The 16,591-nt window shown below is 73.1% G+C and carries 10 protein-coding genes and 3 pseudogenes; 6 read left to right on the top strand and 7 right to left on the bottom strand.

Annotated features, from left to right (window positions below; all coding sequences use genetic code 11):
• The first annotated feature begins 52 nt into the window (after positions 1–52).
• From ACZ6CL_RS20435 to ACZ6CL_RS20425, 3 genes are read left to right on the top strand one after another with little or no spacing between them, the layout of a single operon-like run.
• Positions 53–1,420, top strand: coding sequence for a ferredoxin reductase family protein (locus tag ACZ6CL_RS20435; protein ID WP_468937530.1), 1,368 nt, complete (start codon positions 53–55; stop codon positions 1,418–1,420).
• A 37-nt stretch (positions 1,421–1,457) separates the two neighbouring features.
• On the top strand, positions 1,458–1,910 hold the full coding sequence (locus ACZ6CL_RS20430; protein ID WP_468937529.1) for an FMN-binding protein: 453 nt from the start codon (positions 1,458–1,460) through the stop codon (positions 1,908–1,910).
• A 43-nt stretch (positions 1,911–1,953) separates the two neighbouring features.
• Positions 1,954–2,748 carry an FAD:protein FMN transferase gene (locus tag ACZ6CL_RS20425; RefSeq protein ID WP_468937650.1) on the top strand — a complete coding sequence of 265 codons (795 nt, stop codon included), beginning with the start codon at positions 1,954–1,956 and terminating at the stop codon, positions 2,746–2,748.
• On the opposite strand, the gene ACZ6CL_RS20420 is transcribed toward ACZ6CL_RS20425, so the two are convergent.
• Genes ACZ6CL_RS20420 through ACZ6CL_RS20410 form a run of 3 tightly spaced genes read right to left on the bottom strand, consistent with a single transcriptional unit; the run spans position 2,672 to position 9,635 of the window.
• Positions 2,672–5,251, bottom strand: coding sequence for a cation-translocating P-type ATPase (locus ACZ6CL_RS20420; protein ID WP_468937528.1), 2,580 nt, complete (start codon positions 5,249–5,251; stop codon positions 2,672–2,674). The two genes, ACZ6CL_RS20425 and ACZ6CL_RS20420, sit on opposite strands and share 77 nt — an antisense overlap.
• Positions 5,248–7,950, bottom strand: coding sequence for a formate dehydrogenase subunit alpha (gene fdhF / locus ACZ6CL_RS20415; protein ID WP_468937527.1), 2,703 nt, complete (start codon positions 7,948–7,950; stop codon positions 5,248–5,250). Before fdhF ends, ACZ6CL_RS20420 begins: the two co-directional genes overlap by 4 nt.
• Positions 7,947–9,635, bottom strand: coding sequence for an NAD(P)H-dependent oxidoreductase subunit E (locus ACZ6CL_RS20410; protein WP_468937526.1), 1,689 nt, complete (start codon positions 9,633–9,635; stop codon positions 7,947–7,949). Before ACZ6CL_RS20410 ends, fdhF begins: the two co-directional genes overlap by 4 nt.
• Positions 9,636–9,795: 160 nt before the next feature.
• Here ACZ6CL_RS20410 and ACZ6CL_RS20405 point away from each other — a divergent pair, with 160 nt between their 5' ends.
• On the top strand, positions 9,796–10,686 hold the full coding sequence (locus ACZ6CL_RS20405; RefSeq protein WP_468937649.1) for a universal stress protein: 891 nt from the start codon (positions 9,796–9,798) through the stop codon (positions 10,684–10,686).
• Positions 10,687–10,701: 15 nt separating this feature from the next.
• Here ACZ6CL_RS20405 and ACZ6CL_RS20400 read toward each other — a convergent pair.
• From ACZ6CL_RS20400 to ACZ6CL_RS20390, 3 genes and pseudogenes are all read right to left on the bottom strand, one after another.
• Positions 10,702–12,102, bottom strand: a pseudogene (locus ACZ6CL_RS20400) (acetate--CoA ligase family protein); the annotation flags it as partial.
• A gap of 301 nt (positions 12,103–12,403) precedes the next feature.
• Positions 12,404–12,799: pseudogene (locus ACZ6CL_RS20395) on the bottom strand (universal stress protein); the annotation flags it as partial.
• Between the two features lie 903 nt (positions 12,800–13,702).
• On the bottom strand, positions 13,703–14,377 hold the full coding sequence (locus tag ACZ6CL_RS20390; RefSeq protein WP_468937525.1) for a CBS domain-containing protein: 675 nt from the start codon (positions 14,375–14,377) through the stop codon (positions 13,703–13,705).
• A 139-nt stretch (positions 14,378–14,516) separates the two neighbouring features.
• On the opposite strand from ACZ6CL_RS20390, the pseudogene ACZ6CL_RS20385 reads away from it, so the two are divergent.
• Positions 14,517–14,723 (top strand): annotated as a pseudogene (locus ACZ6CL_RS20385) (DUF1918 domain-containing protein); the annotation flags it as partial.
• Between the two features lie 51 nt (positions 14,724–14,774).
• Positions 14,775–15,767 carry an Acg family FMN-binding oxidoreductase gene (locus ACZ6CL_RS20380; RefSeq protein WP_468937648.1) on the top strand — a complete coding sequence of 331 codons (993 nt, stop codon included), beginning with the start codon at positions 14,775–14,777 and terminating at the stop codon, positions 15,765–15,767.
• A gap of 29 nt (positions 15,768–15,796) precedes the next feature.
• On the opposite strand, the gene ACZ6CL_RS20375 is transcribed toward ACZ6CL_RS20380, so the two are convergent.
• The gene (locus tag ACZ6CL_RS20375) at positions 15,797–16,468 is read right to left on the bottom strand and encodes a CBS domain-containing protein (protein ID WP_468937524.1); all 672 of its coding nucleotides are present in this window, start codon (positions 16,466–16,468) and stop codon (positions 15,797–15,799) included.
• Between the last annotated feature and the right edge of the window lie 123 nt (positions 16,469–16,591).

Raw genomic sequence — 16,591 nt, 5'->3', positions numbered from 1 at the left:
CCTCAGAGTTTCGCCGGGGAGTCTGACCGGGCTGTTCACCGAGAGGACTCCCATGACCATGACGACACCGCCGCGGGCTCCGGCCATGGCCCGCCCCTCCCGGTCGGCACCGCGCCCGCCCAGCCCCGTCCCGGCCCTCGCACACCTGCTGATCTGGGGCGGGGCCGCCGCCGTCCTGGCGCTGTGGTGGAGCGACACCCGCTCGGTCGTCACGCTCGCCGACTGGCTCACCGGCGCCGGACGGATCACCGGGCTGCTGGCCGGATACGCGTGCGCGGTCCTATTGATGCTGATGGCGCGCGTACCGCTGCTCGACCGTGCCGTCGGCACCGACCGGCTGGCCCGCTGGCACGCCATGGGCGGCCGCTACACGATCTCCCTCGCGTCCGCCCACGTGCTGCTGATCATCTGGGGCTACTCCCTCGCATCGCACACCGGCTTCGTGGATCAGACCACCGCCCTGGTCCTCCACTACCCTGACCTGCTCAAGGGCACGATCGGCTTCCTGCTGTTCCTGATCACCGGGATCGTGTCCGCACGCGCGGTGCGCCGCCGGGTGGCGTACGAGACCTGGCACTTCCTGCACTTCGCGACCTATCTGGCGGTCTTCCTCGTCTTCGGGCACCAGCTCTCCGACGGGGCGGACTTCACCGGCAACCGCCCCGCCCAGCTCGCCTGGTACGCCCTCTACCTCGGGGTGGCGGCGCTGCTGGCCTGGTACCGGTTCGCCGTCCCGGTGCGCCGGGCGATGCGCCACCGGCTGTACGTCGCCGAGGTCCGGCTCGAGGCGCCGGGCATCGTGTCGGTGTACGTGTCGGGCAGCGGGCTGGAGGAGCTGCGCGCCGAGCCGGGCCAGTTCTTCCGCTGGCGGTTCCTGGCCCGGGGCATGTGGTGGGCGGCCAACCCCTACTCGCTGTCCGCCGCCCCGCACCCGGCGTACCTGCGCATCACCGTCAAGGCGTCCGGCGGCCACAGCGCCGCTCTCGCCCGCCTGGCCCCCGGCACGCGGGTGCTGGCCGAGGGACCGTACGGGGCCTTCACCGCGCGCCGCCGCCGCACCCGCAAGACCCTGCTGCTCGGCGGCGGCGTCGGCATCACCCCGCTGCGTACGCTCTTCGAGACGCTGCCCGGCGAGGTGACCCTGATCTACCGGGCCCGACGCCCCGAGGACCTGGCGCTGCGCGGCGAGATCGACGCGCTCGCCGCCGCGCGCGGGGCGGCCGTCCACTACGTCGTCGACGAGCCCGCCGCGCACTCCTCACCGCTGACCACGGAGGCGCTGCGCGGCCTGGTGCCCGACCTCACCGAGCGCGACGTCTACCTGTGCGGGCCGCCCGCGATGACCGAGGCGGCGGTCACGGCCCTGCGCGAGGCCGGGGTGCCGCGCCGCCACATCCACCACGAGTCGTTCGCGCTCTGATCCACGCGCCGCATCCCCGACGAACAGGAGCCAGGCCATGCGCAAGGCCGCCGTGACCACCGTCTCGACCGTGGCGGGAGTGACCCTTCTGCTGTCGCTCAAACCGCACCAGAACCCGGCCCCGGCCATGACTGCATCGCTGCCCTCCTCCGGGACACCGGGAGCGTCGTCGTCCCCCTCTCCGAGCGGGCAGAATTCCTCGAGCGGCGGCGCCTCCGGCACCTTCACCGGCAGCGTGATCAACACCTCGTACGGGCCCGTCCAGGTGTCCGTCACCCTCTCGCACGGGAAGATCACCGAGGTCAAGGCGCTCCGAACACCGTCCGACCGGCCACGGTCCCAGCAGATCGCCGCCTCCGCCGTACCCCAGCTCACCCGTGAGGCGCTGAGTGCCCAGAGCGCGCACATCGACGCGGTGTCCGGCGCCACCTACACCAGCGAGGGGTACACCCGGTCCCTGCAGAGCGCATTGGACAAGGCCGGTGTCTGAGGCGCCCGCCCCCGCACGGGGGCTACGCCACGTCGAGCACGCCATGGGCACGGTGTTCTCCTTCGACCTCCGCGACCCGGTCACCCCGCCGGTCCACCAGGCCCTGAAGGAGGCCGTGGCCTGGCTGCACCATGTGGACGAGGTGTTCTCCACCTACCGGCCCGACAGCGCGATCAGCCGCCTCAGCCGCGGCGAGCCGGTCCCCGAGCGGTACCGATCCGACGTGGCCGAGGTGTTCGCGCTGTGCGAGGAGGCGGCGGGCGCCACCGGCGGCTGGTTCAGCCACACCCCGGCCGGCCGGCTCGACCCGTCCGGGATGGTCAAGGGCTGGGCGATCGAACGGGCCTCGCGGATGCTGTATCAGGCGGGCGCGCGCAACACGTGCGTCAACGGCGGCGGCGACATCCAGACGCGCGGCGAGACCGCTCCCGGAACGCCCTGGCGGATCGGCATCGCCCACCCCGCCCACCCCGGGGAACTGGCCACCGTGGTCACCGGCCGCGATCTGGCCGTCGCCACCTCGGGAACGGCCGAACGCGGTACGCACATCCTGGACCCGCGCACCGGCGAGCCCGCCACCGGCCTGGCCTCTCTCACCCTCACCGGCCGCGGCCTCACCCTCACCGACGCCTACGCCACGGCCGCGTTCGCCATGGGCACCGGGGCCCGCGCCTGGACCGAGGCGCTGGACGAGTACGAGGCGCTGGGCATCACCACGACAGGCGAGATCTGGAACACCGCTGGCTTCCCCGGGGTCGCCGTCAGCCGTGGGCCGGACCATGCGCCGAGCGGACGTGGGGTGGGCGCTCCGGGAACAGCCGCCTCTGTGCGCGCATGACGACGTGCCCGAGGCCGGAGAGCGCGCAGGCGATCGCGAGGTCGACGGGGGGCAGTGGTTCGGTGCCCAACAGGGCACGCAGGGGCGGCAGGTAGACGCCGGCCGCCTGGAGGGCCAGGGCCGCCCCCACGGCGGCCAGCAGGAACGGGTTGGTGAGGCTGCCCGGGCGGGCGCGGGAGCCCAGTGCGATGCCGAGCTGGGTGGCGCCGAGGACCAGGAACATCATGGACTGCCAGGGGCGGCCGGTATCTCGCGCCCACACCCCGGCGACCAGGGTGACGCAGGCGACGAAGAGGCCCATGATCAGGATGCGGGGCCACAGCCCGGCGCCCAGGACGCTCTCTGCGGGCGGGCGCGGCGGGTGGCGCATCACGTCCGGGGCCACGGGTTCGGCTCCGAGCGCCACTCCGGGGAGGCCGTGGGTGAGCAGGTTGATCCACAGGATCTGGGCGGGGAGCAGGGGCAGGGGCATGCCGAGGAACGGGCCGAGGAGCATGACCAGGATCTCCGCCGTTCCTCCGGCGAGGGCGTAGAGCAGGAACCGGCGCACATTGGCGTAGACGCGGCGGCCTTCCTCGACGGCGGCGACGACGGTGGCCAGGTTGTCGTCGGCGAGCACGAGGTCGGCCGCCCGGCGGGCCACTTCGGTGCCGCGTCGGCCCATGGCCACTCCGATGTCCGCCCGGCGCAGGGCGGGGCCGTCGTTGACGCCGTCGCCGGTCATCGCCACGACATGGCCCGCCGCTCGCCACGCCTGGACGATGTCCAGCTTCTGGTCGGGCGTTGTGCGGGCGTAGACGCGCAAGGCGGTCAGCTCACCCGCGGTGCCCCGGCGGATCCGTTGGCCGGTGGTGACCTCGTTCTCCCGGGCCGCGATGCCCGAACGCGCCGCCACCGCACGTGCGGTGAGGGGGTGGTCGCCGGTGATGAGGACGGGTGTGATGCCGGCCTGTTCGCATGCGGCGATCGTCGTACGGGAGGTGTCGCGGGGCGGATCGAGGATGCCGACGAGGCCGAGCAGTGACAGGCCCGACTCCCAGGTGCCGTGGCTCGCGGGTGGCGCCTCGTCGTGGTCGGCGGAGGCGACGGCGAGGACCCGGTAGCCGCCGCGGGCCAGTTCCTCGGCCTGGGCGGCGGCGCGGAAGAGCATGTCCGGTGGGTCGGCGAGGACCGGGGGCCGGAGCATGGCCTCGGGCGCCCCCTTGCAGACGACCCGCAACCCGCCGCCGTTCCCGCGGTGCACGGTCGTCATGCGCTTGCGTGCGCTGTCGAAGGGAATTTCGTCAACTCGTGGCAGCTGGTGTTCCAGGGCCGCCCGGTCCAGGCCCAGCCTGGCCCCGGCGGTGAGCAGGGCGGCCTCGGTGGGGTCGCCCATCGGGCGCCACCGTGTCTCGCCGTCCGACGAAGGTTCCAGCGCGGCGTCGTTGCACAGCATCGCGGCGCTCAGCAGCGCGACCAGGTCGGGGACATCGCTCGCGGTCACCCGGTGGCCGTCGCGTGCCACGCGGCCCTCGGGGCTGTAGCCGATACCGCTGACGGTGGCCGTGCCCCGGGGCGTCCACAGCTTTTCGGCGGCCATCCGGCCCTCGGTCAGCGTGCCGGTCTTGTCGGTGGCGAGCACGGTGACCGAGCCCAACGTCTCCACCGCGGGAAGTCGGCGGACGATGGCGTGTCGGTCGGCCATCCGCCGTGCCCCCAGGGCCAGGGCGAGAGTGACCACGGCGGGCAGGGACTCGGGTACGGCCGCGACGGCGAGGCTGATCGCGGCCACGACCATCAGCTCGACCGGCTGTCCGCGGACCAGCCCCAGGGCGAGCACCACCGCGCACAGCGCGACGGTGACGGCTGCCAGCACGCGGCCGAACCGGGCCAGTCGGCGCTGCAGAGGGGTCAGGCCGGGCGCGGTCCCCATCAGCGCGGCGATCCGGCCGAGCGCGCTGTCCGGCCCGGTTCCGGTGACCCGTACGCGTCCGCGCCCGCGGACGACCACCGTGCCGGCCGACACCGTGCCGAGCGCCCCGTCCGAGCCGACGGCCTTCTCCACCGGGACGGACTCGCCCGTCAGCGCCGACTCGTCGACCAAGAGCGGCGCGGCGTCGAGAACTTCACCGTCCGCCGGCACGATGTCCCCCTCGCCGAGCAGGACCAAGTCTCCGGGCACCACGTCGGCGGCCGGTACGGAAGATTCCGTGCCGTCGCGCACCACCCGGGCGGTGGGGGCGCTCAGTGCCGTCAGGGCGGCCACGGCCCGTTCCGCCCGGACCTCCTGGGCGACGCCGGCCACGGTGTTCACCGTGATGACGAGCAGGATCACCGCGGAGTCGGGAAGGTCCTTGGTGGCGAGGGTCAGCGCGGCAGCCACGAGCAGCACCACGATCAGTGGGTCGCGCAGTTGCTGCGCCACGCGGCGCCACACGGGCGTGGGTCTCTCCTGGGCGAGGGCGTTGGGCCCGTACTCCCCCAGCCGCCGCGCCGCCTCCACCCGCGACAGCCCTGCCGTCACCCGGGTCCGTTCCTCCCGGTCAGCCGTACCGCCGTGACCTTGTACTCGGGGCAGGAGGTGACTGTGTCGGCGTGGTCGGAGGTGAGGCGGTTCACGCCGCTGGCGGGGAAGTGGAAGGCACAGAAGACCTGGCCAGGGGCGGTTTCGACACCAATCCGGGTGAGCAGGCGGGCATTTCCGTGTCTGCTGGTCACCGTGACGGGCGCGCCGTCGAACAGGCCGTAGCGGGCGGCGTCGTCCGGGTGGACATCGAGGTGGTCGGTGGGGTCGATGGTGAGGTTGCCTCCGCGACGGGTCATGGAGCCGGAGTTGTAGTGCGCCCAGCGCCGCCCGGTGACCAGGATCAGGGGGTACTGGTCGTCGGGCTGCTCCCCCGGCGGCAGATACGGAGCGGCCGCCAGGTGTGCCCGCCCGTCGGGGGTGGCGAATCGCTCCCGGTACAGCGTGGCCTCGCCCGGCCGTCCCGGGTCCGGGCAGGGCCAGGGGATGGCGCCCTCCCGGTCCAACCGCTGATGGGACAACCCGGCGAACAGCGGGGTGAGCCGGGCGCATTCGGCCAGGGCGGCCGCCGGGTCGGGACATTCCAGGTCGGTGTCCATGGCGGAGGCGACGGCCTGGACGATCTCGAAGTCGGAGCGGGCCAGGCCCGGTGGGGCCACGGCGGGGCGGACCCGCTGGAACCTGCGGTCGAAGTTGACGAAGGTGCCGTCCTTCTCCAGCCAGGAGGTGGCTGGCAGCACGACGTCCGCGTGGCGGGCGGTCTCGGACAGGAACAGCTCGTTGCACACGACCAGCGGACAGGCGTCCAGGGCCTGGGCCACCCGGTTGGCGTCGGGGTCGGTGGCGCAAACGTCCTCCCCGACGACCCACAGCGCCCGCAGCCGCCCGGCCCGTGCCGCCGCGAACATCTCGGGAATCCGCAGACCGGGCCGGTCGGGCACGGGGGCGCCCCACACCTCCTCGGCCCGTGCGCGGACGGCCGGGTCGGTCATCTTCCCGTAGCCGGGCAGGACATCGGGCAGGGCGCCCATGTCGGAGGCGCCCTGCACGTTGTTCTGGCCGCGCAGCGGGTTGACCCCGAAACCGCGGCCGGTGCCGACGGCGCCGCGCAGGACGGCGAGGTTGGCCAGCGCCCGTACGCCGTCGGTGCCGTGGAGGTGTTCGGTGACGCCGAGACCGTGGACGATGGCGGGGCGCTCGGCCCGCCCGTAGAGCCGGGCGGCCGCCACCACGTGCGCGGCGGGCACGCCGGTGAGGGCGGCCACCCGAGTCGGCGGGTAGTCGGCCAGCAGCTCGGTCAGCTCCGGCAGACCAGCGGCCCGGTCCCGCAGGAAGGCATGGTCGATGAGATCCTCGGCGAGCAGCACATGGGCGAGGCCGTGGAAGAGCGCCACGTTGGTGCCGGGCCGGGGCCGCAGATGCACATCGGCATGCGTCGCCAGCCCCACGGCCCGGGGGTCGGCGACGACGAGACGCGCCCCTTGGAGCACGCGCCGCAGCAGCCGTGCGCCGACCACCGGATGCGCCTCGGTCGGGTTGGCGCCCACCACCAGCAGGCAGTCGGAGCGCTCGACGTCGTCGAAGGTGTCGGTGCCACCGGGGAGGCCGAAGGTGGCCGTGAGTCCGGCGGCGGACGGGGAGTGGCACAGCCGGGAGCAGTTGTCGACGCTGTTGGTGCCGATCACGACCCGCATGAACTTCTGGAGGAGGTAGTTCTCCTCGTTGGTGGCGCGGGCGGAGGAGATGGCCGCCACGGCGTCAGGGCCGCCGTCATGGACGGCGGCGCGCAGCCCGCGGGCGACGTGACGCAGCGCCTCGTCCCATCCGACGGGCTCCAGGCGGCCGTCGCGGCGCAGCAGGGGCCGGGTGAGCCGCTCGGGCGAGGTGCGGTAACCGCGCGCGAAGCGGCCCTTGACGCAGGCGTGTCCCCGGTTGACCGGTCCGTCGAGGGCCGGCAGTACGGCCGAGATCGCGCCGTTCTCCGTGACCACGTCCAAGGTGCAGCCCACGCCGCAGTAGCCACAGGTCGTACGGGTCCGGGTGGCTGTCGCGGGGTCCGCGGGGCTCGCGGTGGTGAGCCCGGGCGCGGGTCCCGGTTCGAAGATCGCGCCGGTGGGGCAGGTGTCGACACAGCCGCCGCACGCGACGCAGTCGGACTGGGCCCACGGCCCGCCGGTGCCGGGGGCGACGACGGTGTCAGCGCCCCGGCCGACCAGGGTCAGGGCGAAGGTGCCCTGCACGTCCGCGCACATGCGCACACACCGGCCGCACGCGATGCACAGGTCACGGTCGAGGTGGACGTACGGATGGGAGTCGTCGCCACCACGGTCTCCGGGGCCGGTGGCCGTCTCGGGCCCGATGCCCAGCGACCGGCACACCCGGGCGAGTTCGGTGCGGCTGCCGGAGGCCAGGGCCCGGGTCGGCAGGGCGGAGACGATGACCTCGACCGCCTCACGGCGCAGCGCCCGCAGGTCGTCGGCGGTGGCTTCTACGGTGGCGCCGGGGGCCGCCGGGGTGACGCAGGACGCCACGATCCGCCCGTCGGCCCGCACCAGGCAGGTCCGGCAGGAACCGGCCGGGGCGAACCGGCCGTCGTGGCAGAGCGCGGGCATCTCGATTCCGGCCGCGCGCACGGCGGTGAGCAGCGAGGCGTCCTCGGCTACCTGGACATCGGCACCGTCGAGCCGGATCGCGGTCATCGGTCCCACTCCGCCAGGGGTTCTCCGTAGGCTCGTGCGAGGCTGCGGACGGCGGGCGGGATCCGCCGCCCGAAAGCGCACAGGCTCGCCTCGGCCAGTACGCGCGCCAGCCTCCCGTACTCCTCACCGGGTGGCACACCCTCGGCCGCCAGCTCCAGGCCGCGGCGGGAGCCGACCCGGCACGGCGAGCAGGCCCCGCAGCTCTCGGCGGCGGCGAACTCCCAGACGTGCCGCAAGACGTCCTGCGGTGCCACACGCTGGTCGAAGGCGACGAGACCGGCATGGCCGAGGGCCGCGCCCCGGGCCGCCAGGCCCGCCTCGCTCAGCGGCAGGTCCAGCGTGTCGGCCGCGAGGAAGCCGCCCAGCGGGCCACCTACTTGGAGGGCGGCGAGCTCGGCACCGTCCTTCAGCCCACCGCCCAGCTCGGTGACGATCCGCCGCACCGGGGTGCCCAGCTCCACCTCGTAGACGCCCGGCCGGGCGAACCGCTCGGCCAGGCACACCAGCTTGGTGCCGGTCTCCTCGGATGTCCCGCGCCGGGCGTACGCAGCGCCGCCCCGGGAGACGATCCACGGGACGGCCGCCAGTGTCTCGACGTTGTTCACCACCGTCGGCGCGTCCCACAACCCGCGCTGGGTCGGATACGGCGGACGAGGGCGGGCACATCCCCGGCCGCCCTCCAGACCGGCGATCAGGGCGGTCTCCTCACCGGCCACATACGACCCCGCGCCCCGGACCACCTGGATGTCCACCGTGGTGCCGGTCCCGTGCACCCGGGGGCCGAGATGACCAGCGGCATAAGCGTTGGTGACCGCCTCCTTCATCCGGGTCAGCGCTCGCGGGTATTCCGAGCGCACCAGCACCACGCCCCGGGCGGCTCCGCAGGCGAAACAGGCCAGGGCCAGTCCCTCCAGCACCCGGTCCGGGTCGGTTTCCATCAACAGCCGGTCGGCGTAGGAACCGGGGTCGCCCTCGTCCCCGTTGGCCACCACCACGGTGTCCGGAGCACCGCTCGCGGCGGCCCATTTGGCGGCCACGCGGAATCCCGCGCCGCCACGCCCCCGCAGCCCGGATTCCGCCACCTCCCGATCGATGTCCTCGGGCCGGCGCGTGGCCACCACATCCGGCCAAACCTGCCACGGGCGTTCCCCACACACCACGCCACCCAGCAGAACGGGGTCACCAGTGGCATCGGCCGCGGGAACCTCGGGCGCCGTCCGTGGTGGCACCCGGCCGGTGAGCTGCTCAGCCAGGTCGGGGCCGGTACGGGGCGTGTCACCGTCGAGGGCGGCGGGTCCCGCGTAGCAGTAGCCGAGGCAGCGAACAGCCTGCAGTGATGTCTCCCCGTCCGGTGTGACGCTCCCCGTGGCGACGCCCAGCCCGGCCTGCACCTCACCGGCGTGGCGCCCGGCCGACGCCGCGAAGCACGCCGTCGCGGCGCACACCCGCACATGGCGACGGCCGTGCGGGGCGGTGAGGTCCGCGTAGTACGAGGCCGGGCCGAGCATGGCGGCGGCCGGCAGGCCGAACCGGGCACCCTCCTCGGGTGCCCAGTCCTCGGGGCCGTCCGCCGTCCGGGCGCGGGTACGGGCCAGGGATTCCAGCAGCCGGTCACCCGGACGCCCCCTCCGGGCTGCCAAGGCCCGGAAGGCGTCGAAGCGCTCTGCGGAGTGGGGGGCCGACATGGCTTCATCGTGCGACCGGTCTCCCAGAGGCGCATCCGGTGACCGCTGTCAGGGTCGGCCGTTCCCGCCATCAGAGGCATCCGGTGGAACCGCGGCGGTGCGAGCGTGACCAAGGGGTACTCAAGGCGGACGAGTCGACCGTAGAAAGGCGGTGGGGATGATGGCGCTCCCGCTGGTCGTGGGTGTTGACGGATCGGACTCCAGTCTTGAGGCGGTGGACTGGGCCGTGGACGAGGCGGCCCGCTACGAGCTGCCCTTGCGCCTGGTCCACGCCTCCCGATGGGAGCGGTACGAGGGCCGTCTCCCCTCGTTCGGCACCAGCCGCTCCTCCGGGGAGATCGTGGCCGAGAACATCGTCGCCTCCTGCATGCAGCGCGCGACATCGCGCAACGCAGAGGTGAAGGTGTCCGCCGAGGCCCTGTCCGAGGACGCCGTGTCGGCTCTGCTGCAAGAGGGCCGCGAAGCGTTCGCCGTGGTCACGGGATCCCGCGGCAGGGGCGAGCTGGCGGACACGCTTCTGGGCTCGGTCAGTCTGGCGGTGGCGGCACGTTCCCTCTCTCCCGTGATCGTGGTCCGCGGCGCGGAGCGCAACCGTCAGGGGGCCTTCGGACGTGTGGTCCTCGCGGTCGGCGATGTCGCGGAGGGGTCGGCCGCCATCCGGTTCGCCTTCCGCGAGGCGCGGGCGCGGGACGCCGAACTGCACGCCGTACGCACCTGGCGGCGCCCGGCGCACTCACACGGGAGCCAGTCGCTGCTCATACACGAGGCGAGCACCCTGCTCTACGAGGAGCAGGCGGCGACCGTGCTCAATGAGGTGCTGGACGAGGTCGAGCGCGAGGAGGGCGACAAGGGCGACAAGACCGTGTGCCACCGCGAGGTGATCGAGGGCCCGGCACACCGGGTCCTGCAGGACGTGTCGGAGCAGGCCGATCTGCTGGTCGTCGGCTCTCTGCACCGTCGCGACCGCGCCGGGTTGCAGCTCGGCCGGGTCAGCCACGCCGTGCTGCACCGCGCGGCGTGCCCGGTGGCCGTCGTCCCGCAGCGAGTGTGACCGGCACGGGGGTGCTCACGACCGCCACCGCCGTGCGGCGCGCAGCCGTCGCAGATAGGGGTCGTACGCGGGGCGGGGCAGGATGCGCAGCCGGACGTCCAGGGCCACGACGCCATCGGGCCGGGCCACCACCGGATTGAGGTCGGTCTCGGCGAGCTGGGCGACGTCACAGGCCATCCGCGACAGTCGCAGCAGGAGCTGCTCCAGCCCCTCCAGGTCGACGGCCCCGCCACCGCGATAGCCGAACAGCAGCGGGGCACAGCGCGGGGCGGTGAGGAGGCTGTGCACGTCGCGGTCGGTGAGCGGGGCGAGCCTGGCGGCGTGGTCGGCGAGGAGTTCGGTGGCGGTGCCACCGAGACCGAAGAGCACCAGGGGGCCGAACACCTCGTCCTGGACGACGCCCGCGAACAGCTCGATGCCCCGGCGCGCCATGGGCTGGAGGAGGGCACCGGTCATCCGGTCCCCGAAGCGCGCCCGCAGCTCCCGGTACGCGTGGCGTACCTGGTCCGGCCCTTCGAGGTCGAGCCGCAGCGCTCCCTGGTCGCTCTTGTGCACCAGACCGGGCCAGTACGCCTTGAGGGCCACCCGGCCGTGCTCCTCCCCGACCAGGTGCCGTACGGCGGCCGCGGCGGTGTCCTCGTCCTCGGCCCAGGCCCAGGGCAGCTGGGGGATGCGGTAGCGGTCGAGCAGGGCCGCGCAGTCACACGGGTCGAGCCAGCCACCACCGGGGTGATGGGAGAGGAACGCTTCCACGAGGACCGTCGCACCGGCGCGGTCGATCCCCGACAGCGGGGGGACGCTGCCGGGCGGTTCGGCCCGCCAGTGGGCGTAGCGGACGGCGTGGGCGAGGGCACGGGCCGCCGACTGGGGTTCGGTGTAGGCCGGCACCGGGCTGTCGTCCGCGGTCGGCAGGAGCCGTACGGGAGCTTCCTGGTCGAGGAGGACCGCGGCCACCGGGCGGGATCGCCGCCCGGGTGCGGCGGTGAGGGCGAGCAGCGGGTCGTCCCGGGTGCCGGTGGCCAGCGCGGTGGGCACGAGCGCCACCAGTACGGCGTCCACGGCTCCGTGCGTCGTCAGCCGGTCCAGGCAGGAGCGCATCCGGTCGGCGGTGACCGCGGCCGTGGTGTCCACGGGGTTGGTGGTGGCGGCCCCCGGCGGCAGAATCCCTCGCAGCTCACCGGCCAAACCCGTGTCGAGGGCGGGGACCGTCAGCCCCGCGTCGACGCAGGCGTCGGCGGCGAGCACACCGGCTCCCCCGGCGTTGCTCACGACCGCGACACGGGCACCGGCGGGCAGTGGCTGGGCGTGCAACAGGGCCGTGGTGTCGACCAGTTCGGCGACGCTCTGGGTGGCGATGATGCCCGCCTGGGTGAACAGGGCCCGGCGGGTCATGGTGGGGGTGGCCGTGCTCCACGTGCTCGGTCACCGGGACATCGGTGTACTTCTCCCTCCACAGCTCCACGGTTTCCGCCAGCAGCCTCCGCTCGTCGTCCCTGACGCCCGCTGCCTGGTCAGGATGTGGCCGGGATCGCGGGCCGTGGGTGAACGCCGGCGGCGACGTCAGTGCACGCACGGCACACACCCCCGTCCCGCGAGCCGCCGCGGTGGCGAAGGCGAACTCGATGGGTGCGGCCGACTCCGGCGGGTCCTGGACGCCCACAACCACCTCGCCTCCCTCGTGCCGGGTCCGTTCTCCGCCGTCCCCGCGCACCATCACCACCGGGTTCGTCGAACACCCCAGCACCTGCAGTCCGACGGATCCGAGCAGGTAGCCGGCCATGGCGCCCCGCCCGTGCGACCCGAGCACCAGCATTTGGGAGGACGCACCATGCCAGGCCAGGCCCTCGACGGCTGTCCGCGGGACGAGTTCGACCGAGACCGGCACCTCCGGGTAGCGGCCCTCAAGGCGTGTCTTCGCCCCTTCCAGGGCCTCCTGCGCCCAGAGTTTGCGCATCTCGGGGGCCTGGGCGGTGCGCGCGGTCTGCGCCGGCAGCATCCAGGCGTGGACCAGCCGCAGCGGCGCGCGTCGGCACCGCGCCTCCCGCGCCGCCCACTCGGCGGCAGCCAGGCTTTCGGGCGAGCCGTCCAGGCCGACGGTGATGGGGCGTGCCATCGGAGTCTCCGTCATCGGACTCGGCCTCCTCGCGGATTCCGGTGCCGTCGCGGACGGGCGATCGCGGTGGCCCCCGCGCGTCACCACACCGGGGACGCGGGTGTGCGCCGGTCACCCATGCGGCCAGTGTGGCACCGATCGGGTGGCCACGCCGCCGAGCCGCATCGCCCGTGGACGGCCCCGTCCAGCGCGACAGGCCCCGCCCGATGCGGACGCTGGGAGCGAGGGCCGAAGCATGAGGAGAGGTCGTGGCCGGACTCCGGGACTTTCTGCTGCGGTTCCGCCCGGTCGGGTCGCCGGGCCGGGCGGCGTCCGGCGGCGTGCCCGCGGACCGTACGGCGGAGCTCAGCGCCGAGTTGGAGCCGCCGCTGGCGCTCCTGGAAGAAGCCGAGGAGGAAGCCCGGCACATCCGCGACGGCGCGGCCCGCGAGGCGACGGAGAGGCGCCGCGCGGCCGAGCGCCGGATGGGCCGCCTACGGGGCCCAGATGCACACGGCGCGGGTTCAGGCGGCACAACGCCACCAGGTCACCGCACGTCTGACGGGCGAGCCCACGGACTTGGGGACCGGCTGGCAGTTCGGTCGGGTCCGCTGGACCGATGAGCACGGCACCTCACCGACAGCCGTCACCCGCGTGGAACGCGGCACGCCTCGGGGCGCGAACGTGAAGGTCTGGGTGAACCGCCACGGAGACCTCGTCGAAGCACCGTTGTGGCCGGCTGTCGCGCGGACCACCGGATGGATCGCGGGCAGCGTCACGGCGGGAGCCGTGGCCCTCATCGTGCTCAACGTCCCGCAGGGGCATCTCCTGTGCGATGGCCCGTCGCAGGCATGCCCAGTGGGGCGCCGAATGGGACCGGCCGGAACCCCGGTGGTCCCGGGGACTTCCCTGAAGAGCGCGGCTTCACGCAACCGCGGAAGGGCCCTGTGTGTCATCGATGTGGAAAGAGATGTGTTCGCGGACCGAGACCACCCCGTCCACACTCCGGCACAGCCGGACGATGATCGGAATCAGACTCTTCGCTTCCACCGATCCGCCCAGTGTGACCTCGCCCTCCCGTACCTCGACCGTCACGGCGGAGGGAGCCAGCCGAAGGGTCCGGCGCAGGATGTCGCCGCTGATCTCGTCGTGGATGGCATCGTCGTGGCGCAGGAAGACGCGCAGCAGGTCGCCGCGGCTGACGATGCCCAGCAGTCTGTCCGTCTCGTCCACGACGGGAAGCCTTTTGATGTCGTGGACCGCCATCAGGCGGGCGGCCTCGGCCACCGTCCACTCGGGGCCTACGCACACGGCAGGGGCCGACATCAGCTCCTCCGCCCTCGCACCCTCAGTCTTCGCCCGCTCCCATGCCTCCGGATGCGGCAGCAGTACCAGGCCGGACGGATCCGCCTGACCTGACACCTTGCGCAGCAGGTCGGCCTCGGACACCACGCCCATCGGACGGTCAGAAGCGTCCACGACCGGCACCGCCGTGACGTCGTTCTCCGCGAGGAGCGCGACGAGTTCCTTGAACGGCATGTCGCATGGCGCCCGGACCACTCCTCGGGTCATGAGCTCTCCCACTGTCCTGTGGTGCACCCTGTCGCCTCCTTCCGAGCTTCTGCCGTCCCGGTCGGCTCCCGACTGCCAAGCCTCGCAACTCATAGTGGCCTCCGAATGAGCCGCACGGCCCACCCGGTCGGCCATTCGGCCCAGGACAGCGCTCAACCGCCGTGCCATGGTGGAGAGAGAAGGAGCGAGGGGGACGGGAGGCAGGAAACTGATGCGTGCCCATGTCGGTGACCAGCTGATCGTCGAGAGCCCGACCACCGGCGCGACCAAGCGGGACGGTGAGATCGTCAGGCTTCACCATGCCGACGGAACACCTCCTTACGACGTGCGCTGGTCGGACTCGGATCGAGTCACCCTTGTGTTCCCCGGCCCGGACGCACACGTTCACCACATCGAGCACGCGTCGGAGAGGCCCCGGGGCCGTGTGAGTGTTCAACCCCCGTCCGACGAGGTCGTCACGGCTCTGGTACGGGACGCCACAGCCGCCCCTTCGATGCATAACGCCCAGCCATGGCAGTTCCGGTACTTCCGGGGCAGGCGTGTCTTCCACATCCGGGCAGACCTCCGGGGTTCCTTGCCCCACTCCGACCCGGAACTGCGCGCCCTGCATTTCGGCTGCGGCGCGGCCCTGATGAATCTGCGGGTCGCGGTCGCGCACGAGGGCTGGCAGGCGACGACCCGGTTGCTTCCCGACCCGGCCGACCCCATGCTGCTGGCCTCCGTCGCACTGACCAGCCCGCTCGACGGCGGTGACGACGATCCGGCGTCCCTGTACCCCGCCGTGCACACCCGGCACACCAGCCGTTACCCCTTCGCCGAGACGCCCATACCCGATTCCGTACGCACCGCCCTCGCCGACGCAGCACGCCGGGAGTACGTCTCACTGTCGTTCGCGTCAGGCTGGCATCTGCAGGCCGTCCTGGACCTGGCGTTGGAGGCCGAGGCCCGCAATCTCACCGATTCGGGCGTTGCGGCGGACCTGGCCCGCTTCACCCGCAGGGCGGACGATACGCGGCCTGCCACCGAAGGCGTCCCGGAGCACGCCTTCGGGCCCCGCCGCCGCGTCGGTAAGGCGCCCATGCGGGACTTCGCGGGCGGCGAACCGGTTCCCGACCGGCCGGCCGCCGACTTCGAGACCACTCCCCACCTGGCCCTGTTGAGCACCGGGCGCGATCGGTCCGAGGACTGGCTGCGCACCGGCCAGGCGATGGAACGGGTGCTGCTGCGGGCCACACTCGAAGGACTTGCCGCCTCGTTCGTCACCCAGGCCCTGGAATGGCACGACCTGCGCTGGCCGCTGCGCGACCCGATGTCGGGATCGGCCTATGTGCAGATGGTGCTGCGGCTCGGCTACGGCCAGCCGGGCACGCAGACCCCGCGCCGGCCGGTCCATGACGTGCTGGACATCGAGCCGTAGCCCTGTCGACGCCACTGCGCGAGCCGCGTTCAGGAAGAGCGTGCCGCATCGGCGTGTCCAGGGGCGCTGAAGTGGCATTCGACATCCACGACGCCCTCCACGGCCCGGGCAAGGCGCGCGGCCACAGGAATCAGAGCGGTGTCGCCCAGCTGCCCGCTGAGAGTGACCACGCCCTCGTCCACCCGCGCGTGGATGGTGTGTGCGAGGCCAGGGAAGAGACAGGACACCACCGTATGGCGGACCTCCTCCGCGATGTCCTCGTCCGCCCGGAGGAAGACCTTCAGCAGATCGCCCCGGCTGACGATCCCCCGCAACACACCCTCGGCGTCGACCACGGGAAGCCGCTTGACCCGCCTGACGGCCATGATCCTGGCCGCCTCGGCCAAGGTGGCGTCCGTGTGCACGGTCGCTGCCGGGGAGCTCATCAGCTCCTCCGCCGTCACCGCCCTCGCCTTCGCGAGGTCGGGCAGGCGCCTCATCTGCTCGAAACGGTCCGGATCGCTGTCCCGGAACTCCTCCTTGGGCAGCAGGTCCGCCTCGGAGACGACCCCGATCACACGCCCCTCGCCCTCCAGGACCGGCATGGCACTCACATGCCACTGGGCCAGGGTCTGCACGATTTCCTTGAACGGCGCGTCCCGCCCGACAGCGACGACCGTTCGCGTCATCACATCGCTCACTACGTGCGGAGTCTCGGACACGGCCTCCTCCTCTCCTCGGACACCCCCGGTGTCTCCGCTGCGCCACCGCTTCCAAGTGTCCGGCGAGCGGGTACCACCGGCCACAGGGAGCGGTGGCCGGGGCCCTATGGCCCCGCGCTCCGA

Source organism: Streptomyces sp. NPDC041200, from assembly GCF_055591805.1.
Note: the sequence above shows the minus strand (reverse complement) of the source record. Positions and strands in the feature narration are given on the sequence as shown.

What these genes read in the sequence shown, in the direction of transcription:
- fdhF (WP_468937527.1), bottom strand. Translation starts at nt 7,950, where the DNA reads ATGACCGCGATCCGGCTCGACGGTGCCGATGTCCAGGTAGCCGAGGAC.
- ACZ6CL_RS20425 (WP_468937650.1), top strand. Translation starts at nt 1,954, where the DNA reads ATGGGCACGGTGTTCTCCTTCGACCTCCGCGACCCGGTCACCCCGCCG.
- ACZ6CL_RS20435 (WP_468937530.1), top strand. Translation starts at nt 53, where the DNA reads ATGACCATGACGACACCGCCGCGGGCTCCGGCCATGGCCCGCCCCTCC.
- ACZ6CL_RS20405 (WP_468937649.1), top strand. Translation starts at nt 9,796, where the DNA reads ATGGCGCTCCCGCTGGTCGTGGGTGTTGACGGATCGGACTCCAGTCTT.
- ACZ6CL_RS20410 (WP_468937526.1), bottom strand. Translation starts at nt 9,635, where the DNA reads ATGTCGGCCCCCCACTCCGCAGAGCGCTTCGACGCCTTCCGGGCCTTG.
- ACZ6CL_RS20430 (WP_468937529.1), top strand. Translation starts at nt 1,458, where the DNA reads ATGCGCAAGGCCGCCGTGACCACCGTCTCGACCGTGGCGGGAGTGACC.